Source organism: Fictibacillus aquaticus, assembly GCF_002245695.1.
Classification (GTDB): Bacteria; Bacillota; Bacilli; order Bacillales; family Fictibacillaceae; genus Fictibacillus; species Fictibacillus aquaticus.
Window position 1 is genome coordinate 138743 of sequence record NZ_NOII01000011.1, and the last position, 24072, is coordinate 162814.

At 43.7% G+C, this 24072-nt stretch carries 32 protein-coding genes; 6 read left to right on the top strand and 26 right to left on the bottom strand.

The genetic code is table 11. The annotated features are described in order from the left end of the window. Positions 1-8: 8 nt before the first annotated feature. The 6 genes from CGZ90_RS16255 to CGZ90_RS16280 all read right to left on the bottom strand — a co-directional run bounded on the left by CGZ90_RS16255 (position 9) and on the right by CGZ90_RS16280 (position 4254). Positions 9-395, bottom strand: coding sequence for a hypothetical protein (locus CGZ90_RS16255; RefSeq protein WP_094253577.1), 387 nt, complete (start codon positions 393-395; stop codon positions 9-11). A gap of 261 nt (positions 396-656) precedes the next feature. Further along, entirely contained in the window at positions 657-893 is a 237-nt protein-coding gene (locus tag CGZ90_RS16260) for a hypothetical protein (protein ID WP_094253578.1), read from the bottom strand. Between the two features lie 107 nt (positions 894-1000). Further along, positions 1001-1378 carry a hypothetical protein gene (locus tag CGZ90_RS16265; RefSeq protein WP_094253579.1) on the bottom strand — a complete coding sequence of 126 codons (378 nt, stop codon included), beginning with the start codon at positions 1376-1378 and terminating at the stop codon, positions 1001-1003. Positions 1379-1397: 19 nt separating this feature from the next. Beyond that, a complete protein-coding gene (locus CGZ90_RS16270) occupies positions 1398-3533 on the bottom strand; it encodes a ribonuclease YeeF family protein (protein WP_094253580.1) in 2136 nt (711 codons plus the stop codon). A 20-nt stretch (positions 3534-3553) separates the two neighbouring features. Then, positions 3554-3823 (bottom strand): YwqI/YxiC family protein, encoded by a 270-nt coding sequence (locus tag CGZ90_RS16275; RefSeq protein ID WP_240515456.1) that lies wholly within the window; start codon positions 3821-3823, stop codon positions 3554-3556. After that, on the bottom strand, positions 3823-4254 hold the full coding sequence (locus CGZ90_RS16280; RefSeq protein WP_240515457.1) for a YwqH-like family protein: 432 nt from the start codon (positions 4252-4254) through the stop codon (positions 3823-3825). Before CGZ90_RS16280 ends, CGZ90_RS16275 begins: the two co-directional genes overlap by 1 nt. A gap of 203 nt (positions 4255-4457) precedes the next feature. On the opposite strand from CGZ90_RS16280, the gene CGZ90_RS16285 reads away from it, so the two are divergent. After that, complete coding sequence (locus CGZ90_RS16285; RefSeq protein WP_094253583.1) at positions 4458-5120, top strand: Cif family virulence factor; 663 nt, start codon at positions 4458-4460, stop codon at positions 5118-5120. Positions 5121-5316: 196 nt separating this feature from the next. Here CGZ90_RS16285 and CGZ90_RS21105 read toward each other — a convergent pair whose 3' ends face one another. From CGZ90_RS21105 to CGZ90_RS16305, 4 genes are all read right to left on the bottom strand, one after another. Then, the gene (locus CGZ90_RS21105; protein ID WP_240515458.1) at positions 5317-6414 is read right to left on the bottom strand and encodes a hypothetical protein; all 1098 of its coding nucleotides are present in this window, start codon (positions 6412-6414) and stop codon (positions 5317-5319) included. A 117-nt stretch (positions 6415-6531) separates the two neighbouring features. Further along, positions 6532-7098, bottom strand: coding sequence for a M15 family metallopeptidase (locus CGZ90_RS16295; protein WP_094253584.1), 567 nt, complete (start codon positions 7096-7098; stop codon positions 6532-6534). 84 nt (positions 7099-7182) lie between these two features. Continuing rightward, positions 7183-8526 (bottom strand): FAD-binding oxidoreductase, encoded by a 1344-nt coding sequence (locus tag CGZ90_RS16300; protein WP_094253585.1) that lies wholly within the window; start codon positions 8524-8526, stop codon positions 7183-7185. Between the two features lie 80 nt (positions 8527-8606). After that, positions 8607-9779: an MFS transporter gene (locus tag CGZ90_RS16305; RefSeq protein WP_094253586.1), complete on the bottom strand. Its 1173-nt coding sequence runs from the start codon at positions 9777-9779 to the stop codon at positions 8607-8609. A 187-nt stretch (positions 9780-9966) separates the two neighbouring features. Between CGZ90_RS16305 and CGZ90_RS16310 the strand changes: the two genes are divergently transcribed. After that, complete coding sequence (locus CGZ90_RS16310; RefSeq protein WP_094253587.1) at positions 9967-10611, top strand: SDR family oxidoreductase; 645 nt, start codon at positions 9967-9969, stop codon at positions 10609-10611. 137 nt (positions 10612-10748) lie between these two features. Here the strand turns inward: CGZ90_RS16310 and CGZ90_RS16315 are convergent, their stop codons facing one another. The 6 genes from CGZ90_RS16315 to CGZ90_RS16340 form a co-directional block, all read right to left on the bottom strand. Further along, positions 10749-11147, bottom strand: a complete 399-nt coding sequence (locus CGZ90_RS16315) for a hypothetical protein (RefSeq protein ID WP_094253588.1) — start codon at positions 11145-11147, stop codon at positions 10749-10751. Between the two features lie 221 nt (positions 11148-11368). After that, the gene (locus CGZ90_RS16320) at positions 11369-11599 is read right to left on the bottom strand and encodes an excisionase family DNA-binding protein (RefSeq protein WP_094253589.1); all 231 of its coding nucleotides are present in this window, start codon (positions 11597-11599) and stop codon (positions 11369-11371) included. A gap of 50 nt (positions 11600-11649) precedes the next feature. Next, complete coding sequence (locus tag CGZ90_RS16325) at positions 11650-12585, bottom strand: PDR/VanB family oxidoreductase (RefSeq protein WP_240515459.1); 936 nt, start codon at positions 12583-12585, stop codon at positions 11650-11652. Next, positions 12575-13108 carry a histidine phosphatase family protein gene (locus CGZ90_RS16330; RefSeq protein ID WP_094253591.1) on the bottom strand — a complete coding sequence of 178 codons (534 nt, stop codon included), beginning with the start codon at positions 13106-13108 and terminating at the stop codon, positions 12575-12577. The genes CGZ90_RS16325 and CGZ90_RS16330 overlap by 11 nt, the downstream gene beginning before the upstream one ends. A gap of 16 nt (positions 13109-13124) precedes the next feature. Further along, positions 13125-13517, bottom strand: coding sequence for a hypothetical protein (locus CGZ90_RS16335; protein ID WP_094253592.1), 393 nt, complete (start codon positions 13515-13517; stop codon positions 13125-13127). Then, a complete protein-coding gene (locus tag CGZ90_RS16340) occupies positions 13514-14452 on the bottom strand; it encodes a heme-dependent oxidative N-demethylase family protein (protein ID WP_094253593.1) in 939 nt (312 codons plus the stop codon). Before CGZ90_RS16340 ends, CGZ90_RS16335 begins: the two co-directional genes overlap by 4 nt. Before the next feature lie 126 nt (positions 14453-14578). Between CGZ90_RS16340 and CGZ90_RS16345 the strand changes: the two genes are divergently transcribed. Then, the gene (locus CGZ90_RS16345) at positions 14579-15391 is read left to right on the top strand and encodes a DUF2785 domain-containing protein (protein ID WP_094253594.1); all 813 of its coding nucleotides are present in this window, start codon (positions 14579-14581) and stop codon (positions 15389-15391) included. 12 nt (positions 15392-15403) lie between these two features. Continuing rightward, positions 15404-16231, top strand: a complete 828-nt coding sequence (locus tag CGZ90_RS16350; protein ID WP_094253595.1) for an alpha/beta fold hydrolase — start codon at positions 15404-15406, stop codon at positions 16229-16231. A gap of 27 nt (positions 16232-16258) precedes the next feature. On the opposite strand, the gene CGZ90_RS16355 is transcribed toward CGZ90_RS16350, so the two are convergent. From CGZ90_RS16355 to CGZ90_RS16390, 8 genes are all read right to left on the bottom strand, one after another. Next, positions 16259-16669: a VOC family protein gene (locus CGZ90_RS16355; protein WP_379675198.1), complete on the bottom strand. Its 411-nt coding sequence runs from the start codon at positions 16667-16669 to the stop codon at positions 16259-16261. Between the two features lie 143 nt (positions 16670-16812). Further along, positions 16813-17067, bottom strand: a complete 255-nt coding sequence (locus CGZ90_RS16360; RefSeq protein WP_094253597.1) for a YiaA/YiaB family inner membrane protein — start codon at positions 17065-17067, stop codon at positions 16813-16815. A gap of 168 nt (positions 17068-17235) precedes the next feature. Then, on the bottom strand, positions 17236-17718 hold the full coding sequence (locus tag CGZ90_RS16365) for an NUDIX domain-containing protein (RefSeq protein WP_094253598.1): 483 nt from the start codon (positions 17716-17718) through the stop codon (positions 17236-17238). A 70-nt stretch (positions 17719-17788) separates the two neighbouring features. Beyond that, entirely contained in the window at positions 17789-18364 is a 576-nt protein-coding gene (locus CGZ90_RS16370) for a hypothetical protein (RefSeq protein WP_094253599.1), read from the bottom strand. A 93-nt stretch (positions 18365-18457) separates the two neighbouring features. Then, complete coding sequence (locus CGZ90_RS16375) at positions 18458-18988, bottom strand: DUF4269 domain-containing protein (protein ID WP_094253600.1); 531 nt, start codon at positions 18986-18988, stop codon at positions 18458-18460. Positions 18989-19040: 52 nt separating this feature from the next. Beyond that, positions 19041-19940 carry an AraC family transcriptional regulator gene (locus CGZ90_RS16380; RefSeq protein ID WP_094253601.1) on the bottom strand — a complete coding sequence of 300 codons (900 nt, stop codon included), beginning with the start codon at positions 19938-19940 and terminating at the stop codon, positions 19041-19043. A 71-nt stretch (positions 19941-20011) separates the two neighbouring features. Continuing rightward, complete coding sequence (locus tag CGZ90_RS16385; protein ID WP_094253602.1) at positions 20012-20572, bottom strand: GNAT family N-acetyltransferase; 561 nt, start codon at positions 20570-20572, stop codon at positions 20012-20014. 11 nt (positions 20573-20583) lie between these two features. Beyond that, the gene (locus CGZ90_RS16390) at positions 20584-21228 is read right to left on the bottom strand and encodes a pyridoxamine 5'-phosphate oxidase family protein (RefSeq protein ID WP_094253603.1); all 645 of its coding nucleotides are present in this window, start codon (positions 21226-21228) and stop codon (positions 20584-20586) included. Between the two features lie 179 nt (positions 21229-21407). Here CGZ90_RS16390 and CGZ90_RS16395 point away from each other — a divergent pair, with 179 nt between their 5' ends. Further along, positions 21408-22184, top strand: coding sequence for a serine hydrolase (locus tag CGZ90_RS16395; protein ID WP_094253604.1), 777 nt, complete (start codon positions 21408-21410; stop codon positions 22182-22184). Between the two features lie 20 nt (positions 22185-22204). Here the strand turns inward: CGZ90_RS16395 and CGZ90_RS16400 are convergent, their stop codons facing one another. Then, the gene (locus CGZ90_RS16400) at positions 22205-23113 is read right to left on the bottom strand and encodes a DUF6843 domain-containing protein (protein ID WP_094253605.1); all 909 of its coding nucleotides are present in this window, start codon (positions 23111-23113) and stop codon (positions 22205-22207) included. Between the two features lie 139 nt (positions 23114-23252). On the opposite strand from CGZ90_RS16400, the gene CGZ90_RS16405 reads away from it, so the two are divergent. Beyond that, on the top strand, positions 23253-23498 hold the full coding sequence (locus CGZ90_RS16405; RefSeq protein WP_094253606.1) for a hypothetical protein: 246 nt from the start codon (positions 23253-23255) through the stop codon (positions 23496-23498). Between the two features lie 22 nt (positions 23499-23520). Here CGZ90_RS16405 and CGZ90_RS16410 read toward each other — a convergent pair whose 3' ends face one another. Then, positions 23521-24063 (bottom strand): GNAT family N-acetyltransferase, encoded by a 543-nt coding sequence (locus CGZ90_RS16410; RefSeq protein ID WP_094253607.1) that lies wholly within the window; start codon positions 24061-24063, stop codon positions 23521-23523. Positions 24064-24072 lie beyond the last annotated feature (9 nt).

A 24072-nucleotide genomic window follows, 5' to 3' on the forward strand; every position in this document is an offset into this window, starting at 1 on the left:
CTAGTTTTTTATATTGATATAGGCTTTTTTTCTTCCACTAGCTGAACTTCACTTTTATCAATCCATTTTTCATAAAAATACTTATCTGTTCTGTCTAACTTTAATTCGTCCGCCAATCGTGAGTCGCCAGTACCAACTAGAATTTTATCTTCTTTTTCACTTCCAATTTCTAATCTGTGTCCCTTATAAATTGCATAGGTATTAATTTGATAGTTCAGATTTAATTCTGATTTCAATACTTTTTTAATTAGAACTGTTGAATCTAAAGGATGGGGTTGAAAACCATTCATTGCATCCTCTCCATCTTTGCTCACTAGATTAACCCAATCTTCACCCTCTTTTCCTATTCGATATTCTTTGTTCCCGAGTATTGTGAACTTTCCCTTTTTCACCATAATATTTGATCCCCTAAAGCAGGCTGATAGTTTAAATGAATCAGCCTAAGAATGATATGAAGTTTTTATCCGTATATACAAAGTCGATTCTAAAACAAAAGACAAAAAAGATTACGATTTTTACTAATAAATTTTAATCTGGTTATCATTAGTTACTTTGCATTCTAATTTTTACATCTCCTTAATCACTTGAAGAAACAATGGGGGTTTAGCTTAATGCTAATTTAGTAATTTTCTCTATAGATTGCGAAGCCCAATTGTTTATAGTTCTCTAAGAATTTTATCAGCTCTAAGTCGTTCAATAAAATCTTCTAGAGCCTCCGTTGGGTATGAGAGTTCTGATTTAACAACCGCTCTTTCATCCGCAGTATATACAATCCACTGACCATCAAATTTTTCAATTCCGATTTCATCTGGTCTAACTTCTCGTTCATCATACCAGTTGTAATTTTCCAATCCTTCATTTTCTATTATTTTTTCTGCTTCTGATGTAGTCATCTTAAAGTTCCTATCCAATTAATTCAAAAAGCAATCAAATAAATAGTTGCTTCTTTAAATATTTAGTTATTGTCATTTAATAATCTATTGCGTTTAAACTCCTCTTTTTAATCTATTGAATAAGGCAAAATGTCCTCAATAATTTCAACTTCAATTAAATCAACTTTCTTGGAGTAAAAATATTTATCTACCAAATTAAATTGAAATGACTCACCTAGTTCAGCATCTGAAGTAGCAAGAAGTACTTTTCCATCCTCTGCATTTGATACACCAAATATTTCACCTTTATACTTCGCATAAGGATTTATGATGTAAGTTTCTTCCAACGTATCGACATTCACATGCTTAATATAAATATCGTTATCATAATGAATAAAGCCATTTTCTTCAGAATTATGACTAACCAAATTGACAGTTCCATCATCTAGATCTACAAACCTATACTCTTTACCATTATATTTTGCGTAGGTCCCTTTTCTAATCATATATACCTCCAAAAGACAGTTAATTTACAGGAACAAACCTTTCTTTCATACCATCATAAACACCTATTAGTATCTCTTTTCCATCTATAACCTGAAATAGTTCGGCACCGTGTTTAGGCATATAGTAATTATCAAATTTATATTCAGGTACTACTGTTCCATTTCTTGATCCAGTAAATCCATTACGAGTACAAGGTGGGCCATCCTTATTATGACCTCCATTAAACTTTTCTCCAAAAGGGATTTCGACATTATGAACAAATTGTGTTTTAAATTTAATAATACCGTAAGATCCTCCTTCTTCCGGAAAAGGTCTGCTACCGCTGCCATCTATATAATCTAACCTCAGGCTTTCAACAAATTCTTTATAAGATTTGATATGATGCACATCTTCAGCTTTAGCTATATATCCTCCAATTGTGCCGTATCTTCCATTTATATAATTTTCTATATCCTTAAAAGGAATTGTTTTTTGAAGTAAAGTATCTTTTGTTATGGGTGATACACTTTTACGAATAGCTTCTAATAATTCAACGTCTTCATCTAATAACTCACTATAATCTTTCAATTTTAATGCATTAAACTCATTTCTACTAATATTATAATTTGCTAACACTTCATCAATTATAGAGTCATATCCTCTTAAATCCTCAAGATTCTCAGCAGCATATTTTCCTTTAATAACTTTACTTCCAGCACCCTTCGCCATCGAAGCCTGCTGCATAAGTTCTTTAGCAGTCTTCGTATCCACCGTAATGGTCTTCAATGTCTGACCCGTTGCGGCAGCCATGGATTCTACTTTAAATCCAACCGGAACCCGTACATTCCCGACATTCTTCCCAATAGCTTTAAACACTTCCTGCGCCTTCGCAGCTTTCATTTTGGCGTATTGCGTGCTGTATGGGAATTTGTTTTGGATCATTTTGGACACGTTCATCTTATCGATGGCATAGCCTGCTCCGCTTACACCGAGGATCGCGAAGGCGTTGAACATACTTTGGTTGCGCTGTTCCTGTGTAAGCTCGTTGCCAAACATATCCTTGCCAGTAAAGTATTCGCTGAACCCGTTGGCGGAAACGAGTCCGTAAATGCCGTATTCCGTTTTTTGCAGAGCAGTGAGTCCCTTTGGTGTTTTCATCACTCTCATCGCATCGGCAGCGGCATCTACACCGCGTGCCGTTTTGTAGATGGCGCTTCCGCCTTTTACAGCGCGTCCCGCCCAGCCAACTACCGGAATGAAGCCAGCCGCAGCCATCGCGCCGGCTGCAATTCTTTCTGCATCGGACAGCTTGCGGCCTGTGACCGGATCAACGCCTTCAATAGCACGCTTAGAGTCATAATAGCCCGTTACTTCACCCGTGAACGTGCACACTGTATCCCATGTTTTCTCATACCATGGGCGGTTCTCCATTTCTTCTATCTCTTTTGCCGCAATACGCGCCTGAATCTGATCCTCTTTAAACGTCAAATACTCCGAAGTCATTTGTTCGACCTCGGATTTCGCCTTGTGCACTTCCCCGGCATAATACGCCTCAGAATTGAAATGGATAGGAGAAATATTCTCTCCCTGCCGCGTCGCCTCCATCAGCTGAGCAAATAAAGCATAGATCAAGCTCTCCTGGTTTTGGGACATCATATATTCCTGCGTCAGCTTCTGGTCGAGCTCATTCACCTTTTCTACCGTTTCATCACGTTTTTTCTCCGCTTTATGCATTAAGTCCTCAAACGGACCTTTCGAAAATACGTTTAATGAAACAAGGTCGCCGACATCATTAAAAATGCGCTGAAGTGCGTCCTGCTGCTCATCGACCATATCCTGCGACATTCTGATGGAACGCGCTACGTTTTCTTTCAAGAACGGAACTTGGACGACCGTACTGCCTGCAAGGTTTGCATCCTCCGCATCCCCCGGTATTCCTTTTAGAAACGCAGTGTTCATGTCAATAAGCTGGACCCAGGCATCAACGACTTCCATCTGGGCTTTGTAAAAACCTTTAATAGCCTCAGCTCCGTGGCCTTGAAAACCTGAATCTCCGACAATGCTGCTAAACTCTTTTTTCAGCCGTTCAAACTGCTCTTTCAGCGATTTGTAATGCAGTGCTCGCTCTTCTGCTGCCGACTGCAATGTGGAAGCTTCATATACTTTGTTTGCCATATGTCACGAGTGCCCTCTCTTTACTTATTTCTGAAAATGGCTTGATCCTGCTTTTTCAGTATTTCAACATTGGCCTTCGTGTCCTCGATGTTCTTGCTGACCACACTTATGTATTCAAGGACCATTTTATGAAGATTACTCTCACGCTCTATCCATTGTTTCGTAAATTCAAGCTCGTTCCGCCCGAGCGATCCTTCTGACGGTGCCGGCAGATTGACAGCGTCCAGGGCACGCTGCGTTTCAGACAGCTGCTGTGTGACGTCATCAAAATGAAGCTTAATCGTCTGCATCAAAACACCCGCTTTCTTAAATCATCCAGCTTGCTGCTGAGCTCATCAAATGCCTCTTCACCCTTATCGAGCAGCTGTCCGGCCTCATGCGCCAGACCGCTCGCGATATCCAATGCACCGCGCTCCGCCTTTAACAAGCCGATTTTAAAATCGATTTTCTGTTTATAATCATCATAATCATCATGAACGATCTCTGAAATTGTACGGTATGCATCCTCACGCAAATCCTCAAAGCTATTAGCCCGGCTTCCTTTCCAAAGCTCATCCAGCTCAGGTTCCAAAATTCTGCGAATCTCGTTCAAGCTCATATTCTGCTCTTGGCTGATCTCCGATTTAGCACGCTGCAGCCTGTTGATCTTCTCATCAATAGCTGCCGATTGGCTGGATATAGAACGGAAAATGTCATTCAGCGAATCTGAAAATCCCATCATTATGCACTCCTTACTGCTGCACTTATTACTCCACCTATGATAATAGTTAAAATTTGTCATGCAGACTATACCCTATCTTACTATTAATCAATCCTTTTTCAGCCTATTGTAAGGGGACTTTTGTCCCGAACATTTGGAAGTTTTTAAAACAGTGAAAAGGGAATCGACTTACAACAAAAAGAAGTGGAGAGGAAGTGAGCAGCATGATGAAACGCACGTTTTCTATTATTCTGGTAAGCTCCTTATTTTTAGCCGGATGCGGCACGTCATTAAATCGTGCCACAGTGGACGAGAAGACTGCAGACATGGCGGTAAAGAAAGAGACCACCGCAGACATAGCAGAAAAGGAAGAGAACACTGATACACAAGAAAAAGTGGAGGCAATTGAAGAGTCAAGTGCTGTGGAACCGGAAAGTGAAGAAGTACCTGAGTCAGAGGATGGCAGCGGAGCGGTTATTGTGCCCGAGAGTTCTATGTCTGGAGATGATGCTGTTTCAGGTTCTGTGCCAGAAGAAGTGAAGCGGGAGGTGATGGCCGTGTTAAAGGAGCAGATCGCTGCCTATAACGCCAGCCAGCTTGACCGCTACATGAACACGTTAAGCAAGAACGCAGTCGGATTCGATTATGAAAAAGAGAAGCTTCATATGCAGACCGCATTCGAACAGCTCGACAGCAAGATGGAACTCGTGGACCACAGCTTCGATAAGTATGATGAGCAGGGCTTCGTCACAGTCATCACGCTTGTGAAGGCGGACAACATTGTAAAAGCAACAGGTAAACGCGTGCAGACGGTTATGCAGAACGCAAACATTTTTCAGAAAGAACCGGGTGGTTGGAAAATGACCGCTTCTTTAATAATTGAATAGGTACAAACGTGCGGAAAGCCGTTCCTGGAGAGGAACGGCTTTTGATTTGTGCTTTGAGACCCTGTTTGAGCCCCTGGTTTTTGCTGAGACCCGCAAATTTGAATTTTGACCCGTAATTTAGAAATTAGACTCGCAAATTTTCCCGCTAGACCCGCAAAATTGAATTTAGACCCGTATTCCCTTAATTACTTCATTTTTATCTAATATCCCCGCCAGTAATAACCGCATTTTGCCTGTCACCGGTAAAAGCGCGGCCGCTCCATTTCATAACGGTCTGCATGTAGCCGATTCCGTCAGCATTATAGCGTCCGGCAATGCTTTGCAGAGCCTGCAGCTCAAATGTTCCGTTCCGGTCATAATCGATCGGGTACAGTCCGGATAACGGAGAAACCCAGCCCTCCACAGGCTGTTTCAGTGTGCCGTCCGGTTTGTACACCTCGCTTAAATACTCTTTGCCTTTATACTGCAGATCAATCCAGAACTTTTGTCTGAAATTAAAGCTCGTCACTTCCGCTCTAAAATAGTTCAAATAACGGACTTGATATTTATACTGATTATTAAAGTCCTCCGCATCAAAAATCTGCATCAGCTGCCCGTTTAGATCCGAGAAGACATAAGCATAAATCGTTCCACCACTGCCGCCTGTATCGATGATAACTAAGATGTCATCGACTCGGTTGCCGGTAAAATCACCGAGAAAGAGAGTTGGATTGTAGCCGCTGCTTTCCTTTAAAAGCACTCTTTGATACTCTGATGTTTTTCCGTTCTGAATGACCAAAGTGATATTTTGTAAAAACGGACTGTCAGGTGTTTGCTCAGCTGTGATGAAAACATTATCTCTGTAGCCGTCCCCAGTTACGTCACCTTCCTTCGCCGTGATCACCGCACTTCGCGAGTGGTTCATGTAGTTTACATAATTGGGGTACGGTACCCGATTTACATACCCCATTCCAGATGCGGCAGCATAACTCCATTGAGAATCATAGTTAACATAATTGGGGTACGGCACCCAATTAGACATTGGAACCGTCATCCCTTGATTATGATTCCATTGATTTTGCACCCAGCTTTTTTGATTCTGCAGCCAACTCTTCTGCACAGGGGTTTTTGCCTTTTGTACTGAAGCAGCACCAGACGTTTGCCCAGCCGCCGCTGGATACGGCACTACATGCGGCATGACCAAATAAGCCGCGTCAAAGGCAGAAGTATCCGCATTTGGTTCGCTTTGATAATGTAAATACGAGGGATCGTGCATCTGGCGGGGCATGATATTGCCATAATAGTTGTACATCATGTGCTCTCACCTGCCTAGTTCAGTTGCAACCAGTATATGCAGGCACACTGTCCAGTGACTGCCGTAAAGAAACTTAACCAAGCAAAAAAAGACTGGCTCAAATTATGCCAGTCCTCTCTATTTAGGCCGCCGGCCAAGCTGCAATTCATAGATGCTCAGACCAAAGTCCATTTGAAAATGCGGATAATCTTTGAAATCGCCGAATATCTCTCCGCCCCATTCAAATCCTAAATTTTTTCCGATTGCCACAACTTCCATCCAGTCTGCCTCGCCGTTTTTGTTGCCGTCACGCTTAATGTCCCAGACCGCTTCACCTGCTTGATTTTCCAGTGCAAAATCAAGCGCCATCCCATAATTATGGTACGACTTGCCGCCCTCAGCATGTGTAACGATATTTCCTGGCTTTGTCCTGCCCTTCGCGTAAAGTTCGTCCTGTTCCGCAGCCGACCTGAAATCATCGGTGATCATGATTTGTATACCTTTCTTAGAAGCCTCTTCCACAAGCTTGTCCCTTTTTTCCGCAACAAGCGGGTGCATTCCCGTCGGCATTGATCTATCCCAATATTTAAATTCTAGCTGATACAGCGCGAAAAACGCTCCTGCAGCCAGGAGAAGGAGAATCAGCCAGCCTTTACCCTTTTTCTTTTTCTTTTTTCTTTTTGTTGTTCGTGTTGTAGCCGTCATCGCAATTGGTTTCCTCCGTCTTTCTATAACAACATAAAGCGGCTTTACCCCAAAAAGGCTTAAGCCGCTTTATGTTTTCTCTATCTACCCTTTAATTCCCTGCGGAAACGTAAAAACATTATGCGGGTCGTACTCTCGATTAATCTTCCGGAGTTTTTCCGCATTGCCTCCATAATAAGCTTTTTCATAATTTCCTAACCTATCGTATGGGAAATTGACGAATGACCCCTTCGTAACAGAGCGGATATACTGAAATCTTGGATACAGCCAATCCTGATTGACCTTCTCAAACGCATCATCTGTCCAAACCGTCTGAATACCCATTATATAGCGCGCATCTCGGAAATAAAAGGCAGATTCTTTCCGGCTGATTTCACTCACTCTACCACCTAGAGCATACACCGTTACGGCTGTAAAAACCGATCCATCTGCAGGTTTTTGAATCGTTCCAGCAATCTTTCGGATTTCTTTATTGTCAAAATCACGGTGCACAAACCGTCCCGTGGATTGAAATTTTTCAAACGGTGGATAATCGTTCATAACCGCAGTAACGGCTTCTAAGAACGTGAGGTGCCTTACCGTTATCTGCAAACCGATGTCCGCGAACGGCTGCAGCAGTTTTGAGGCGGTTTCCGTATCTCCATAAAAAAGTCCGCGTCCGAAAATGCCCAGTCCTTCTTCTTCCGAGTTATAAATAGACACATTAATTGTCATCCGTATATCCAGCTTTTTCAGCCATTCCTGCCATACCGTCAAAAACGATTCCTGCTGTGCTTTAGATGATTCTGGTGCATAAACCTGCACAAGCGATACTTTATCTACTTTTGGCGGCAGTCTGAACGTCATGCTGACCACCACGCCAAAATTCCCGCCGCCTGCTCCTCTTAACGCCCAGAACAAATCCTTGTTTTTCTCTTCGCTGCAGGTCAATAATTTCCCTTTATAATTGACGATTTCTATTTCAAGCAGCTGATCGCTTCCGAGGCCGAACAGCCGGGTCGACATTCCCCAACCTCCGCCAAGCACATACCCGCATACTCCGACAGTCGGACAAGTGCCGCCTGGAAACGGATAACCGCGGCTTCCCAAAGCTTCATACAGCTCTTTGTTTTTCACACCTGACTGAATTTTAACTAATCTTTGACCCTCATGCATATCAATTCTTGTCAGCCGGCTAATGTCAATGACGAGGACTCCGTTTCCGACCGAGTAGCCTTCATAATGGTGGCCGCCTGAACGAATGCGTATTTCCGCCTTGTTTTTGCGCGCCCAGCGGATGGCATTCTGGACATCCTTAATTTCTAAACAGTACACAATAACGAGCGGAAACTTCTGAATTGCACGGTTCCATTCCTGACGTGCCTGCTCATAACGAGGATCTTCGGGCGTCACGATCTCGCCGGTCAATCCCTTCAAATCCTCACTCATACATATCACCTCTATGATTATGTATGCGGCGGACAGGTTGACCCATTCCTAATAAAATAAGCCCGCAAGAAGCTGCAGGCTTATTTGGAATGCTTTATTGTGCGGTACCGTACCCCGGCTAGTGAGAGTGCTAACACGAGGAACACAGCGTCCAGAAAGGCGAAAACTAATGTATCGCCACCGATATAGTCTAAAAAGCTGCCAAGAATAGGTCCGACTGCCATCCCCATGTACCGGAAAAAGTTATACGCACCGATAGCTGTAGCTCGTTTTTCCTGGAACTCCTGTGTTAAAAGCGCCGTCTGGACAGGAAGAGACATTCCGAGGAACAATCCGAACAAGCTTATCGACAGAGCGAGAAGCGGCAATGAAACATGCGATAAAAGCAAGAACAGCAACAGTGCACCAACGTTCAAAAACACCGTAGACACAATCACGTTCCGGCTGTCGAAATTTTTCAGTCTGCCGCCAAGCAAGCTTCCTGCCACAATTCCGAGAGACAGCGGCAAGAACACCAGTCCTTTTTGTTCCGCAGTCAGGCTGTACTGCTCGTCCATGATATCCGGCAAGAATACGAGAAAATTATACAACCCGTAATACTGCACAAAGCCAAGTACGATAATGGCTAATCCTGTCCTGTTTGTTAGTATCGTCCAATAATCGCTCACGTGGAACTTGCTTGGTGACAGTCCGGCTGGTTTTGTTTCTTTTAAGTAAAATACGTTGCCTAAAAGAATGATAATGCCAACGAAGATAAGTGCTACGAACACACTGTGAAAATCAAATGACCCGCTCAAGAACCCTCCCGCCACTGGTCCTAAAACAGGTCCGAGCGAAACCATCATCTGAAAGGTTCCCATCGGCCTGATGCGGTCTTTTCCTTCAAACAGGTCCCCAATAACGGTTACTGCCACAACCGATCCAGCAGCGATTCCGACAGCCTGCAATGAACGGAAGATGAGCAGCATTTCAATTGATTCGGCAAAAAAACAGCCAACCGTAGCAGCAAGGTAGATCGCTATTCCGGCAAGCATCACCTTTCTGCGCCCGATTTGATCCGTCAGCGGTCCGTATACCATCTGCATCAATGCCAGAAAGACGGTATACAGCGAAATTGAAACATTCACCAAAAACGGTGTCGTCGCAAGCTGATTCGTTACTTCTGGAATAATAGGAACATATATAGTCTGTGAAAACGGTCCAAGAAACGCAGCGACCGCCACTAAATAAACAATAAACGTGCGGTTTTTCATGTAATAAAACCCCTTGCCACTTTATTCATGTTTGTAATTATACACCTTGTGAAGCAACGTCGCTGAATAAATGCTTATATGAAAACAAAAATATAGCTAACCACTCAAGCAGATTCATTGAATCCCATTAGCATGTTTGAAATACTGTCCTTGTTGTGAATCCTTTAGGTAAAGGAGTGTTGTATAAATGAAGGTATTATTAGTCGGTGCAAACGGGCAGATCGGCCAGAAACTTACAGAGCTTTTAGGAAAAAGCGATAAGCACAGTGTGAGGGCGATGGTGAGAAAGCCTGAACAGGCACAGAATCTTGAAAAGCTGGGTGCAGAAACGGTTAAAGCTGACCTAGAGGGAAGTGTTGAAGAACTTGCGCAAGCCGCAAAAGGCTGCGACGCAATTGTGTTTACTGCAGGGTCCGGCGGCAGCACAGGTCATGACAAAACATTGCTCATCGATCTGGATGGTGCCGCAAAAATGGTGGAGGCGGCGCAGCAGGCAGGTATTGACCGTTTTGTTATGGTAAGTGCACTGCAGGCTCATAACAGAGAAAACTGGAACGAGCAATTAAAGCCTTATTATGCGGCCAAGCATTATGCAGATAAAATTTTGGAGCAAAGCGGATTGACGTATACGATTGTAAGACCAGGAGGTTTGGTGGACGAACCTGGAACCGGCCGAATACAAGCTGGACGCGATTTAGAACGTGGAACGATTCCTCGTGAAGATGTAGCGCGCACTGTATATGCTGTTCTAGATGAAAAACAAGCTTTCAACCGAGGATTTGATCTTTTATCCGGTGATTCAGCGATTGAAGAAGTTCTCAGCAATCTTTAAAAAATAAAAAGGATGACATCAACAGGCGGCCGTCCGCTCTCTTGATGTCATCCTTTTTTACACTTTAAGAAAACTAGCGCGCAAAGTATAAGTGCAGCTAAAGCTGACTTAAAGACATTGCGTCAGCCAAGTTTTCTTTATGGGCTCGATAACTCTGAATCATCTCCGCCATTACTATTTTCAGCCACATTGACCACTTTTCCGTCGTTGGCTTTTAAAGTCACTTCCTTAAATGTCTTGCCATCAAACACGACAATATCATAAACAATGTTAGATTCGAAATGATCCAGTTCGGTTGTCACGACCTCTACTTCACCCGATACCATTTTGCAGGCAATGTCCTGTGCTTCCTCTTTGGTCAGCTGAACCTTTTGCTCCCACTCTTTTTGGAAGTCTTCTTCAGGGCTATTGTTCTTGCTTTGCAAGCCAGCAGCCTGTACCAGTTTAAAAGGAGTATGTGATGATGCTGCAGCTATGCCTGCTCCAGCCACAGCAATGGCCGCAGTGCCAGCAATCCATGCCTTTTTCATCTTCATTCCTTCCCCCCGTCAAAAGAGACTTAATGGGTTAATTATATCGATATAATATAATAAACATATTTTAGTTACGTTAGAGTTATATGACAAAATGATTGCAAGTTTTCTCAGGGGTACGGTACCTTTTCGAAGAAATTGCGCTGCAGTGGCTTCAATAAGAAAAGGTACCGTCTCCCATGAACCTTCATTCAAAAAAAAGACTGAAGCGGTCTCTTGCAGCTTCAGTCTTCATCCTTCGCGTCCCAGTCCTCAGGGATGGGTTCGCTTAAGTATTCTTCTATTTCTTTTTTATACTTCTCTACTTGATCAAGGTGGCCGTTAAACTGCTCTTTGTTAATTAAATACTGCACTCCATCGTGTATGGCGCGGATTTTTTTCTGCTGAACCTGGCTTTCAATATATGACACCGGCAGCGAAAGATATTCCGCTGTTTCTTCTATCGTTAAATACATCTCTCATCTCTCCTGTTTGCACTTCTGCCTCCACGTTACCGCATTTCGGGTCATATCTCAATGGCAAGCTTACCCGATTTTGCCCGCGATACGCATGCTAGCATAACATTCCCAGCCAATCGTTCTTCTTCTGTGAGGAAAGAATCGCGGTGGTCAACATCCCCTGATGCTACACGCAGCTCACACGTCCCGCACCGGCCGACTCGGCATGAGTGCGGCGCTCGAACACCAGCGGCAAGCAGTGCATCAAGCAAGGTTTTATTTTCGGGCACAGCCAGCTGCCTTCCATCACTTAACTCCACTGCAAAAGGTACGGCGTCCGCACGCTGCTGTGGTGCAAAACGCTCGCTATGAACACTTTTCATAGGAAATCCAGCAGACAAAGCTGCTTCAGTAAACTCCGTGATAAACGAATCTGGTCCGCAGAAATACACATGAGTTCCTATTCGATGCTCCGACAAAACGGCAGGATCGATGCGTCTTCCTTCATTTGAGAAATAAAATTTGGATTCTATAGGATAGTTTTTAACCAGATAATCATAAAACGCACACTGCTCACGCGATTTCGCCGCATAATGAAGCTCAAACGGTCTGCCGCTTTCCTTCAGCTCTCTCATCATGGAAAGAAAAGGTGTAATCCCGATTCCAGCCGCATAAAAGATATGCCGCTTCGCACTGAAACTCAGCTGAAAATAATTTTTCGGAAAGCTGATGTGCAGAATGTCTCCGATCTTCATATCGTTATGCCAAAACCGGGATCCGCCTCTTGACTCCTCACTCAGCCGGACGGCGATCTCATATTGTCCCTTTTCATAACGAGTCAGCGAATAATGGCGCTCCAACCCTTTCCCTAAGTACGTTATGATGTGTGAACCGCCGCTAAATTCCGGCAATGCAAGCCCGCTGCACGAAGCCAGTCTAAACCGCTTAACAGCTGGTGTTTCCTGAATAACCGCCGTGACTTGGACTTGAATTTTACCGTTCAAAGACATACACTTCACCATTCTTCGGTTTACCGAATTTCGGTCCTGTAAACCCAAGCTTCATCAGTTCTTTTCTCATAAACATCATGATGCCGCCGTGCGAGACAATGAGCACATCCTCCTCGCTGTCGAGAATGTTTTCCAATGAACGACGGATCCGCTCTACAACAGCTGTTCTGCTCTCAGGCTGTGAGGGATGGTTGAAGTACCATGCAAGCCGGATGAACAATAGATGAACGAACAGCGGCAGCTTCATTTTTGCACGGAACAGCGGCGACAGCCTTATCTCCCTTAACTCCTCCAATAGAACGACATTATCTCCGAACACCTTGCGCGCTGTGTATTCCGCACGAGTCAAATCGCTTGCAAAGCATCGTTTCCAATCAATACCCCTCATGTGTACGTCATTTTCAATCACAGCCGACGCATCATATTCGCCTACCCATTTCAGCAGTTCGTCAGATGTGAGCAGCTTGTTTGGATAGCCCCGCTCCACCTCAAAATGCCTGACCAGTCCAATCTTCATTCTATCTTCTCCCCTTTTACAAAACAGGATAAGCCAAGTATGCATCGTGCAATGAAGAGTAATGATCAGAAAGCTCGAGCAACAGCCCGCATTCACCGCACTTCACTGTATCTTTACCGACTGCATGACAGCGGCAGCAATAGACATGCTGCTCCTTCTCGCCGTATCCCATATATTCCGCTTCCTCATCAGAAAATCCGGCATCCTCCGCCCATTTCCTTACCTGAGCAAGCTGCTGCCACGGCAGTGCCGCGTATAAGTACGTCCCGATTTTCTGGCGCGCCAGCTGATCTGCCAGCTCTTCGTTAAAGCTCAGCATCTCAACCGTCATGCTGTGCCGAAACAACGGCCGCAGCAGCTCCAGTCCTTTTTCATCAGCGATGATAATATACTTTCGCACCTTCTTCACAGCTGCTCCTCCAGATAGGCGAGCACTGCTCCCTTATAACGGCCGATCCCTTTGTAATCTGTAATATGCGGAGGAAGCTCTTTCAAGATTTCATAAAACTGGCGCTTCCATTCAGGGTTTTCACAGAACCTTTCCAATGAGATTACGTAAGTGTGTATTGTAAAAAGGATGCTGTGTGTCTGCGGCAGACGGAATAGCTTCTGCACCTCGATCCGAAGATGGACAAACTCCCCTGCATTATCTCTCGTCACCGTTTTCCTAAGCTTCCCCCATTCATCAAACGTTTCAAGGGAGGTATCAAGCCGGTCTCCCGCCATAAGCGACCAGTTCTTACGCTCCCACGGCACTCCCGACTCGAGCCGGAGCAGAAATTTTAAAATACGGCTGTCGAGCCCTTCCTCTTTAAACCCTGGAATCGGGTGATGGATCTGACGGAACTTCATGCCGAGGTTAAACGCGAGCGACCAGTTGGCCGGGAAACAGAGCTGTCCCGCGTCCAAATACAGGTCGCCGTCCCGCTGCATCATAAGGATGAGGTCCTCCTGAACATGACGTCCGACGAAATCAAGAGGCTCGTGGTCCAGGCTGGCTGTATCGCCGTATGTAAATGACTGCATTTCATTCAATGTCTTGTTTTGAAACGTCCACTCCCTTCCATTTTTCTTCAATGAAAAGGTTTCAGGATACGCTCCCGCAAGCTGCTCCATCACAAGAGCCGCAGCTTCCCATTGCGCTTTTATTGAATGAGGCAGCGACTGAAAACAGCGCTCAGGATGATCAGACAGCAGCTGCCGTTTCAGCTTTATCTCTTCCACATATCTCGAATTCATCTCCACACTTATTGGATTCTCCATAGGCACCGAATTATTTGAGTACCGGTAAACGTCCTCTTTAAACGGATACGGAAACCGTTCCAGCGTCTCAGTCCAGACCATACTAGCCCCCCTTTAAACAGACTGAATATTCTTATTATTTATTGTAAAGATTTAAACACTCTATGTCATCTCTTGAATAAAGGAATCCTTCCCTTTTTATGGAATAAAAGGATTGAGGTGATTAATATGACGGTACTAAATACTGTTTTGCTAAAGGAAAAATTAGAGAATTTAGATGTTAAAAATATAGAACAGGACGAAGCTTTTCAGCTGGCGCTGGAAATGATGAACCACATCGGCGACACGGATCCTGTATTACGCGATAAACTCATTTATTCTACGATGTTTAAAATGATACGCGGCAAAATGTTTACAGAGAATCAATTAGAACAACTCTTGCTCTTAAGCGTTGATGAATCGCATCTTTTTAATGGATTAGGTGAGGAGGGTATGGATTCCGTTTTCACACGTACATTTTCTGTTTTGATTACCGCGTTAGCAGTGAGCATACATAATGAACATCCCTTCTTATCAGAAACTGTGTTTCATAACGTAAAAGAGAAAGTTCTAAGCTATGCGCGGGGCGAAAACGATATACGGGGATATGTAGACGAAAAAGGGTGGGCACATTCAGTGGCACATATGGCGGACTGCTTGGATGAGCTGGCTATTAATCATGCGACAACAAAAGCAGACTTGACTGACATTCTGCATATCGCCCAGCTGAAGCTGATGGAACCGCGAAAGGTGTTTGATACAGAAGAGGACGAGCGTATGGTGACAGCTGTATGCGCTGTAATGAAACGCGGCCTTCATACACGCGAAGAGCTTCTAACATGGCTTGAAAGCTGGAGCGACTATAAGAAAACAGAAGACTACAATCAAAACTACACACTAAAAATTAATACGAAGCATTTTTTGCGCAGTCTGTATTTCAGGCTTGATGGAACATACGCTGTTGAGCGGGAGGATATTGAAAAGGTGTTGAAACTGCTGTAAGGAGAGAACGAAATGGAGTTTTCAATTGGAAACGATACGCTTTATTACGAAATGGAGGGTCATGGCCACCCTTTAATTATCCTTCATTCCATGGGCACGGATCACCGGTCCATGAGAGCTTGGATTGAGCCAATTTTCGAGCCGAGCGAGGATGTTCAGCGGATTTATGTGGACATTCCAGCGCACGGACGCAGCGTGTGTTCGGACGTTCGGTCAACGGAGGATATGGTCAGGCTGCTGCGGGAATTTGTAGAAACGGCAATTCCTGATGGGCAATTCTCTTTAGTCGGACACTCGTATGGAGGATATATCGCGCAAGGAATTTTTAACGAGCTTGCTCACCGTGTAAGAGGAATTTGCCTGCTCGCTTCTGCACTCCATAAAAAAGAACGCACACTGCCTGAGAAGGTTGTCCGCGAAAGAGATGAAGCTGCTTTACGTGCTGTTGATCAGGAAATAAGACAGGCATTCGAGACTCTTCTTGTGTATCAAAACTATAACAACCTTGTAGCGTTTATTGATGAATTGCAGCCGGGCAGGATGCTAGCCGACCGCACCTTCCTCTTATCAAACTGGAGAGAAAACGGCTATTTCCTGCCTGAAGATCCGCTCAGTGCTGAAACATATAGCCAGCAAGCCTTGATCATTGCAGGCAAGCAGGACGCTATTACGGGTTACAAAGATTATTATCCTTTAGCTGAGAAATTCCCGAACAGCACACTCGCCGTCCTTAATGAGGCTGGACATTTAATGACGGTTGAAAAACGCCGCATCGTGCAAACACTGTTTAGAGATTGGCTTGAAAGCTGTGCAAGAGTCACTTTGAGTGGTACTAAATAATATGAAGCCTGGCTTATAGCCGGGTTTTTATTCTGGTGTTATATAATCGCAAAGCTCGATAATCGTGCCCTGCGTATGCACGGGGTTAATATAAATCAGCCTTCTGCCGTACGGATTAATTCTGTACGTGTCTTTTAGGAAAGTCAGTCCGCGCGCTTCAAACTCCTCGATCGCCACATGCAGATCGTCCACCCGATACGCAAGGTGATGCACGCCTTTTCCCTTTTGACGGATGAAGCGCTCGACCGGAGACGTTTTGCTCGTTGGCTCCAGCAGTTCAATCACTTGATTTTCAAGCTGTATCACCGCGATATGCGTCTCGACTCCTGGCTTCTCACTCGTATATCGCTCAGTCAGCTTGCCGCCAAGTACATTTGTGTAAAATTCAATTGCTTCATCTATACGTCTTACGGCAATACCTGTATGGTCCAGTTTCATCATGTACACCTCTTTTAATCTCAGATCAATTTACTAGTTCATTGATTAAACCATAGCATAAGCTTGTCATTTAATCCCGTAATCTCATAATAGCCCCTCTATAAACATAGAAAAAGGAAGGCATGTAAGCCCTCCTTTATACGCTATTCCGCTTTATTCATTCTTCTCTCTTGCTCAGCAATAATCTCGTTATCTTCCGCATTATCGCGTGTCACCTTCTGAGTGAGGATCGCTCCAACCGCTACAAGTATCATGACTGCAATATAGTAGCCTTTTTCGTTCAGCTGCAGGCTGTCTGCGTTATATAGCCCGATACAGAACAAAAAGACTCCTGCGAAAAAAGTGAAATACGCCAATACGGTAAATGCCTGCGTGTTTCTTCTTCTGTACTTTTGCATATGTAAATCCTCCTTAGCCATTTCTATTTTTAATAATAAGTGCAATCGCTAAGTTAATTATATTCAATTATAGAATTTATTTCCTTATTTTTCTTTTTAAGATGTGTACCGTCCTTCTTAAATGGATTTTTTGCTTCAAATGTCCATTTGCGGTACCGTACCCCCAAATTATTGCTCCGTGAGATGCTGCTCCTGAAGCAGCTCCATGCTTCCGCTTTTGCCCTCGGCATAAGCTTTGATGTGATCTTTAATGTTTGGGTACAGCACGATATTATCCAGCTCGTCCAAGTGAACCCACCTTACTCCAACCTGATCCTCATCCGGCACCTCTGGCATTCGCGGTTCAGATCCTTCTTTTATTGCACACTCAAACATTAGACTGATGCCGTGGTGACCCGCAACTGCTTTACGGCCAGCTACAAGATGCGGGGCTGTTTCATAAACAAACGCCAGCTTTCCAACCTCTACGTCGACACCTGCTTCTTCCATCGCTTCACGCCGGACCGCTTCAATGACTGACTCTCCCGGCTCTACTCCGCCTGCTGGAAGGTTGTAATGCAGCCCATTTCTCTTAGAATCAAACTCTACTAGCAATACCGCATTTTCCTTAATAATAAGCGCACAAGCTCTGACACGTATGTGAAAATTCATCAGAAATACCCCCATCCTTTTATAGCAGCTTTCTGATTATATGTATTTTTATCCCAAAACACAATGAAAACTATCCTTTTTTAAACCTTCCGAAGAAAAGTACACCTATAACGGCAATCCCTGATAAATACAGCCACCAATGTCCGCTGCCATCATCACCAGCAGTATCATTATCCTCATCAGCAAGATCAACTGGCTTGTCGCTTTTTTTGCTTAGCACTTCCTTATATAGCTCTGAATCTACTCCGTCTCTTACTCTAACCTCTCCGTTTTCAAGTTCTATCATTCCGTTTGGCCCGCCAACCGGCACAAGAAAGTCCGCTTCTCCATCCTCTAAAAAAAGCAGGTATTCGCCGCCGTTTTCCTGAAACTCTTCAACAATTCCAAGATCATATTGATCTATTCCGACAACCATAGGGTTCATTACTTCACCTTTATAAACCTTCGAGGTTTTGAAGGGATAACCCGCATAAACACTATCGTGCTCAGCATTGGCCGATATGTCATACGTCCCGACAACAATTACATCCGCTCTCTCTATCACCTTTTTTGGATTCAGCTCAACCCACTTTGTCGCTGAAGCATCACGATATCCCCATAAAAGAAAAACTAAAGTTACCGCAAATATAGAACATGCCTTTTTCATTCGTTCCCCCCTATTCTTTATCGATTCGACAAAAACCATTATTTACTTTTATAGCAGTCTAGCTAACTTAAGCAATAGTAAAATAATTTCCCGTCAAATAATGTCGTTATTTTTTCCATAAAGTATGAGCTGTTCATAAGGGTCTCCCTCAATTCCGAGCAGCTGGCAAAATGCAGGCTCTGTCTTCACTCCTGATTTTTTCAGCTTGATAACATTTTCTTTTAAACCGGGAATTCTCTTCATAAGCACGTGTTCGATCACCATATGTAAATACGCATACTGCTCCGTTACAGGGCGCGGCTGTCCGAACAGCTCAAATTCATATCCTCCAGCAAAGAAATTAGCTTTTATTACGCGCACATTCCTCACATTAAGCCGTTTTATCCTGAACCCCTCCCGATCAACGAATAACCGCTTTACCTCCTCTTCAAAAAAGTCCAACTCCTCCACAAACAGGATGATATCCAAATCGGAGCCCTCAATATCAATACCAATGGGAATCGTTCCGCACAAAACAGGGGTATATTTTGATAGACGGTTCATCATTCCTGTCCGTTTCAGTAAATCAAACACTTCCCTTTGTTTTTTATTTCCTACTTCTAAATAATCAATTGAAAGAAACATCCTCCACCTCCACAACAGACAAAGGCCCGGCACCTGGCCAGACCTTCATCAATTATTTCGTACTCGGTACAGCTGTTTTCTTTACAGGGAGATAAATGTCGATTTGCTTGTTCTCTGAGCCGTGGCATCTTGTATCATAAAGCTCAAATTCTACTGATCCTGAATGCTCGTAGCCTGAATTCTGAAACCACTTTGTAAAAATGTAGTTCCATGTATTTTGAATAGAAGGAACAAATTCGCTCTCTGAAGCTTTTGGAGTGGTAAACACCGCATACTCCGCTTCGGGAAACCTTCTGTACGTCATCCCCTCTGGAGCCGTACTTCCTTCTGCCACTTCCATTCCGATAAGGTAAGTGAACTCGCTCGTTTCCGGATCATTGTCAACGCACATTCCAAATTCCGTGCTGCTGTCAATTGGGTTGGGTATCGCAGCTCCCTTTCTGTTTACGATATAATCCTGCCAGAATGCCGGTATATCCCGATTGTTCTGTCCGTCTGTGTTAGATGTTCTCAATTCATAGCCCATAATACTAAATGCTGGCTTTGTAAAAAATTTTGGTTCCACGCTGATTCCTCCTGTCATAATGTAGGTGCTCAGGCAGGCTCTTTCACGCAGTGATCCAAGAACAGAACCTCTTTGGCGCAGCTGTTTCGGTGAAACACCGAAGCATTTTTTAAATGCTCGGTTGAAAGACTCATGGTAATGAAAGCCGACATCGAACGCAATATCGATCACTTTATCATCGGTTGCCAACAAGCGTACTGCTGCAGCCGACAGTCTTCGCTTCCTCACATAATCCATGACCGGCTCGCCTACCATCACATGGAAAACACGGTGAAAATGAAAAGGTGAAAAACACGCGATTTCAGCCAATTCATTTAACGTAATCCTTCTGTCCAAATGTTCTTCAATATAATCGATGCTCCGCTGAATGCAAGCCACATAATCCATTCCTGTTCACCTGCCTTTATTCTTACAATACCAGTACAGGAAATCCGCTTCTTAACCTTCTTTGCTAACCTTTAAAATACCTTCCCATAAATATGCGTATCACATAATTCTTCTGTAATCAGGTCGATAGAGTCACTGCGCAAAGTGCCTTCAAGAGTATAGCCAAGCCTCTGCGGTATCGCCATGCTTCGAGTGTTGCGCGTATCGCAGCGAATCTCCAGACGTCTAGCTTTAAGCTCATTGACCGCGAACTCCTCAATGCCTTTTACCGCTTCAATCATATAGCCTTTTCCACTGTGGCGCGTATCCTGCCAATAGCCAATTTCAAATTTCCTGACGTCCCAGTCCATCCGGTGTAAACCCGTCGATCCAATAAACTCTCCTGTTTCTTTTAAAAAGACAAGCAGTCTTAGATCTTCGCGCTTTAAAAATTTCAATTGCGCTCCGCGGATGTTGGCTTCCACATCGTCAGCGCTCTGATTAATATGCGCAAATGGCAGCCACGGCTTAAGCTCAGTGAGAGATGCCATGATCGCTTCATGGACTGCCTTTCCGTCTCCAAAGTGCGGCATTCTGACTAGCAATCTATCAGTTTCAAATTCAGAAGGAAACTCTAGTAAAATTGGATTCATCTCTCTGCCCCCTAATATAATCTGTTCGCGTATCCATCCTGCAGCCTTGCCTCTGTCTGTTCTGCCGTCACACCTGGAATTTTCATATGATCTGTCAGCATCATAGCGGCAGATGGCAATGGATCAGCAAGATTTCCGCTCCACAGTCCCGATCGCTTGATTGACTTTGCACAATGAATAAAAATCTCTTCTACCTCAACAGCAACAGCAGCAAGCGGCAGCTTCCCTTTTACCGCCATACGCTGCAGCAGTTCCTCATCCCTTACAATGCACGCCTTTCCATTAATTCGAAGTGTCTCCCCCATACCTGGAATAAGGAACAGCAAACCAGCCCTTGGATTGGACAAAATATTTGTTAGTGAATCCACCCTTTTGTTGCCTGGTCTTTCTGGAATGAGAAGTGTCTTGTCGTCCAGCACTTGAACAAACCCAGGATGATCGCCCCTCGGCGACGCGTCGCAGTGCCCCTCGCTGTTTGATGTGGAAAGCACGAGAAACGGCGAAAGCGAAATAAGCGTTCGGCAATGCTCGTCCAGGCTGCTGATTACCTTTTTAACGGCGAACTGTGACGGTTTGCCCATCAGCTCGCGGAGTTCATCCTTTTGTGTAACAACTTTAGTAAATTGCGCCAACTGCCTATCTCCTTGTTTTACCATTTTATGTATTCCAAGTATTATAGATTTAGAGATCATTCTACGTCAACACATTATCTTTATTAATGATAATTTTTTCCAAATACTTTACTATAAACTTAATGGAACATTGTGGTGATGTCATCTCCTAGCAGGTGACAACATTATAGTTAAGGCGTATCGCTTTTATATCGGAGGGAAGAATGGACATTATAACTAGATTAGAAGAATTGAAAGGTTCAGCCGGGCTGATTGTCTTCTCAACAAAAGATCAGCAGGTCATTGTTTCTGCGAACAGCAGTCTGTCCGTCCCTCTTGCTTCTGCTGCAAAAGTGGCGCTTGGTTTTTGTATAGGGAAATGGGTAGAAGAGGGTTTATTTCAATGGGACAACATGGTGGAGGATATCGTTTTTGATGCTAATGAGGACAGCAAGGAGCTTTATCCCCATTTCCAAGGTCGTTCTGCCCTGCCACTTAAAGATGCCGTTGAGGTCATGATTGCCTGTCATGATCATAAAGTTGCTGACAGATTAGCTTTGTTTTGCGGAGGCTGGGAAAAGGTCAATCACCATATCAGACGCTATTATACGAGCATTCATATTACCGATAACCCGCTTGATAATCATAACTGTGGTGAATTGCAGGACGTATTTCACCTGCTGCAAACCGTTTTTCAAGAATATAAAATAAACCCGATGATATGGGCTCCAATCATTAACGGTCTCGTCCGACAGCAAGGATATTCTGAAAACATTCCTAAACATCAATTGAATCATATGACGGGCGGGATGCTGAATGCGTTGGTCAATGTGGGCATCTTAGGAGAATTTCATCAGCATCCGTTGCTGTATGTGTTTGGAGCGAAGAACCTTCCAGACCGGCGGCAGCATTCGAGTGCAGATCATTTAGTAACTGATTTGCTTCATCACATTTATCAAGAGTATCTTAAACAAGATCTGAACATTTCGGTTACAAAATAAAAGCAGCCGGTCTGATTCTATTAGTCCGGCTGCTTTTTCTGGTCCCCATCTTTAGTTTTCAATCCCTCTTTCTCCAGTATTTCATCAAGAGATATCTCTTCAGAATAATAGTCTGTACCACTTACCTGAAAGTCTTCTCCGCAGTTTTTATCCGTAACATAAAAGACGCTGCTCTCGTAATCATAGCCCTCGCCTTGAATACCCTCAGTGCCGCCTATGCTGATGCATTTCTCATCAATTCGTGTTTTGTTTCCTTTATTGTCTACATAATAATATTTGTCTTCTATAATTCCTGCTGGCAATGAGTAAGTTGTGGTACCGTACCCCAGATCGTTTATTTCCACTACCTTGTAGCCGTCAACGGTTTTGGGGTCAGACCCCCGCTTAACATTGTGGACAGCATATACTTTTCCTGTATAGCCTGCAGGAATTACATAAGACTGGTGGGTCTTTTCTTCAAACACCTGCAGTTCATTCAGCTTCCATGCGGTAAATAGAAGTAGTGAAAAGACAGCTATCACGGCAGCTGCATTTATAAAAACGATTTTCTTTTTTTGATTTGTAATAGAGTCTTTTTTCTTTTTCATCCACTCATCTGCTAAGAAGAACACTAACGCACAAATAACTGCAAAAAAAGTAAGATCACGAGTCCATACAAAAATTAATAAAGCGGGAAATATATGAACAAAACCTGCTGCTGCAAACCGGTAATCCCCAGCTTTTTTCGTTAAAAAGTCAGATAGAAAGGATACTGGTATTCCATAAAAATAGTTTCCGACTCCAGCATAGAAAGCCACAATAAGAAAAAAACCAAAAAAGCCACCGCTGCTTTTGTCTGCAAGCTCCCAAATAAAAAAATAGGCGGATATAGCACTAGTTGAAAAAAATGCCGCTAACATCTTTCTTACAATAGCTGGCCAATTACTCATATATATCCCTCACTTATTAATGTGAATATTTTCACATAGATTTTACCACTAAAATCAGCAGCATGATAGAAAATATTGGAACTTCACCACCCGTTTTCCGTATTACTTATCAAATATAGTAGTAGAAAAGAGGTACTGAATGAAATTTAGCCGTTTACTTATATTCGCTCTTTTAATTGGCACAATTGCTTTATCTGGCTGCACCTTTACTCAAACAAAAGACGAGAGCTATATTATTTGGGGAGAAAATATGAATGATCGAGAACTTAGGGAGTCTTTAATTAAGCGTTTGGATGATGCAAACTTAGATTACAAGATAGATAAAGAAAATAATGTCCTCATTAAAAAAAGTGATATGAAGAAAGCAACAATGTGTTGTACATAATATGCAAAAAGGGCTGAATGATTCAGCCCTTTTGCCACTCCTCCCACTCTTCCCGCAACAGACCCATCCGAATAGAATCGTAATAAACTCCATTGTACAATCGGCATTTTCTTAGCCGGGCTTCCATCGTCATGCCAAGCTTTTCTCCGGCTTTTATCATCCGTTCGTTGCCTGACCAAGTTGTGAACCCGACTCGGACGAGCGGCAATGTTTGAAACAAATGATCGATCCACATTTTCAGCGCACGGGTACCGTACCCCCCGCTCCAATATTCCGGAACATAGATAACGATGCCAATCTCGAGCCAGTTGGACGGCTGATGCTCCCAATAGTAGCCAATCGTGCCGACAACTGTTCCATCCACTTCAATGGCCCAATAATCATCGCGATCGACAATCTGATGCTTTTCCTTATATTCCTGAAAAGAAAGAGCTTTATGCTCAAAGTACGGGGCATCCCACTTTTTCCATTCTGGCGCTTCTTCTTTATAAGCTAGCTCCCACAGTCTCAGCAAATCTTCCTCTTGAATCGGACGCAGTACGACAGTTCCATCTTTGTATGTCATTTTGTCCAC

Excerpts from the sequence above, each read along its gene's own strand:
- CGZ90_RS16255 (WP_094253577.1), bottom strand. The coding sequence starts at position 395 with ATGGTGAAAAAGGGAAAGTTCACAATACTCGGGAACAAAGAATATCGA.
- CGZ90_RS16260 (WP_094253578.1), bottom strand. The coding sequence starts at position 893 with ATGACTACATCAGAAGCAGAAAAAATAATAGAAAATGAAGGATTGGAA.
- CGZ90_RS16265 (WP_094253579.1), bottom strand. The coding sequence starts at position 1,378 with ATGATTAGAAAAGGGACCTACGCAAAATATAATGGTAAAGAGTATAGG.
- CGZ90_RS16270 (WP_094253580.1), bottom strand. The coding sequence starts at position 3,533 with ATGGCAAACAAAGTATATGAAGCTTCCACATTGCAGTCGGCAGCAGAA.
- CGZ90_RS16275 (WP_240515456.1), bottom strand. The coding sequence starts at position 3,823 with ATGCAGACGATTAAGCTTCATTTTGATGACGTCACACAGCAGCTGTCT.
- CGZ90_RS16280 (WP_240515457.1), bottom strand. The coding sequence starts at position 4,254 with ATGATGGGATTTTCAGATTCGCTGAATGACATTTTCCGTTCTATATCC.
- CGZ90_RS16285 (WP_094253583.1), top strand. The coding sequence starts at position 4,458 with ATGATGAAACGCACGTTTTCTATTATTCTGGTAAGCTCCTTATTTTTA.
- CGZ90_RS21105 (WP_240515458.1), bottom strand. The coding sequence starts at position 6,414 with ATGATGTACAACTATTATGGCAATATCATGCCCCGCCAGATGCACGAT.
- CGZ90_RS16295 (WP_094253584.1), bottom strand. The coding sequence starts at position 7,098 with ATGACGGCTACAACACGAACAACAAAAAGAAAAAAGAAAAAGAAAAAG.
- CGZ90_RS16300 (WP_094253585.1), bottom strand. The coding sequence starts at position 8,526 with ATGAGTGAGGATTTGAAGGGATTGACCGGCGAGATCGTGACGCCCGAA.
- CGZ90_RS16305 (WP_094253586.1), bottom strand. The coding sequence starts at position 9,779 with ATGAAAAACCGCACGTTTATTGTTTATTTAGTGGCGGTCGCTGCGTTT.
- CGZ90_RS16310 (WP_094253587.1), top strand. The coding sequence starts at position 9,967 with ATGAAGGTATTATTAGTCGGTGCAAACGGGCAGATCGGCCAGAAACTT.
- CGZ90_RS16315 (WP_094253588.1), bottom strand. The coding sequence starts at position 11,147 with ATGAAGATGAAAAAGGCATGGATTGCTGGCACTGCGGCCATTGCTGTG.
- CGZ90_RS16320 (WP_094253589.1), bottom strand. The coding sequence starts at position 11,599 with ATGTATTTAACGATAGAAGAAACAGCGGAATATCTTTCGCTGCCGGTG.
- CGZ90_RS16330 (WP_094253591.1), bottom strand. The coding sequence starts at position 13,108 with ATGAAGATTGGACTGGTCAGGCATTTTGAGGTGGAGCGGGGCTATCCA.
- CGZ90_RS16340 (WP_094253593.1), bottom strand. The coding sequence starts at position 14,452 with ATGGTCTGGACTGAGACGCTGGAACGGTTTCCGTATCCGTTTAAAGAG.
- CGZ90_RS16345 (WP_094253594.1), top strand. The coding sequence starts at position 14,579 with ATGACGGTACTAAATACTGTTTTGCTAAAGGAAAAATTAGAGAATTTA.
- CGZ90_RS16350 (WP_094253595.1), top strand. The coding sequence starts at position 15,404 with ATGGAGTTTTCAATTGGAAACGATACGCTTTATTACGAAATGGAGGGT.
- CGZ90_RS16355 (WP_379675198.1), bottom strand. The coding sequence starts at position 16,669 with ATGAAACTGGACCATACAGGTATTGCCGTAAGACGTATAGATGAAGCA.
- CGZ90_RS16360 (WP_094253597.1), bottom strand. The coding sequence starts at position 17,067 with ATGCAAAAGTACAGAAGAAGAAACACGCAGGCATTTACCGTATTGGCG.
- CGZ90_RS16365 (WP_094253598.1), bottom strand. The coding sequence starts at position 17,718 with ATGAATTTTCACATACGTGTCAGAGCTTGTGCGCTTATTATTAAGGAA.
- CGZ90_RS16370 (WP_094253599.1), bottom strand. The coding sequence starts at position 18,364 with ATGAAAAAGGCATGTTCTATATTTGCGGTAACTTTAGTTTTTCTTTTA.
- CGZ90_RS16375 (WP_094253600.1), bottom strand. The coding sequence starts at position 18,988 with ATGTTTCTTTCAATTGATTATTTAGAAGTAGGAAATAAAAAACAAAGG.
- CGZ90_RS16380 (WP_094253601.1), bottom strand. The coding sequence starts at position 19,940 with ATGGATTATGTGGCTTGCATTCAGCGGAGCATCGATTATATTGAAGAA.
- CGZ90_RS16385 (WP_094253602.1), bottom strand. The coding sequence starts at position 20,572 with ATGAATCCAATTTTACTAGAGTTTCCTTCTGAATTTGAAACTGATAGA.
- CGZ90_RS16390 (WP_094253603.1), bottom strand. The coding sequence starts at position 21,228 with ATGGTAAAACAAGGAGATAGGCAGTTGGCGCAATTTACTAAAGTTGTT.
- CGZ90_RS16395 (WP_094253604.1), top strand. The coding sequence starts at position 21,408 with ATGGACATTATAACTAGATTAGAAGAATTGAAAGGTTCAGCCGGGCTG.
- CGZ90_RS16400 (WP_094253605.1), bottom strand. The coding sequence starts at position 23,113 with ATGAGTAATTGGCCAGCTATTGTAAGAAAGATGTTAGCGGCATTTTTT.
- CGZ90_RS16405 (WP_094253606.1), top strand. The coding sequence starts at position 23,253 with ATGAAATTTAGCCGTTTACTTATATTCGCTCTTTTAATTGGCACAATT.
- CGZ90_RS16410 (WP_094253607.1), bottom strand. The coding sequence starts at position 24,063 with ATGACATACAAAGATGGAACTGTCGTACTGCGTCCGATTCAAGAGGAA.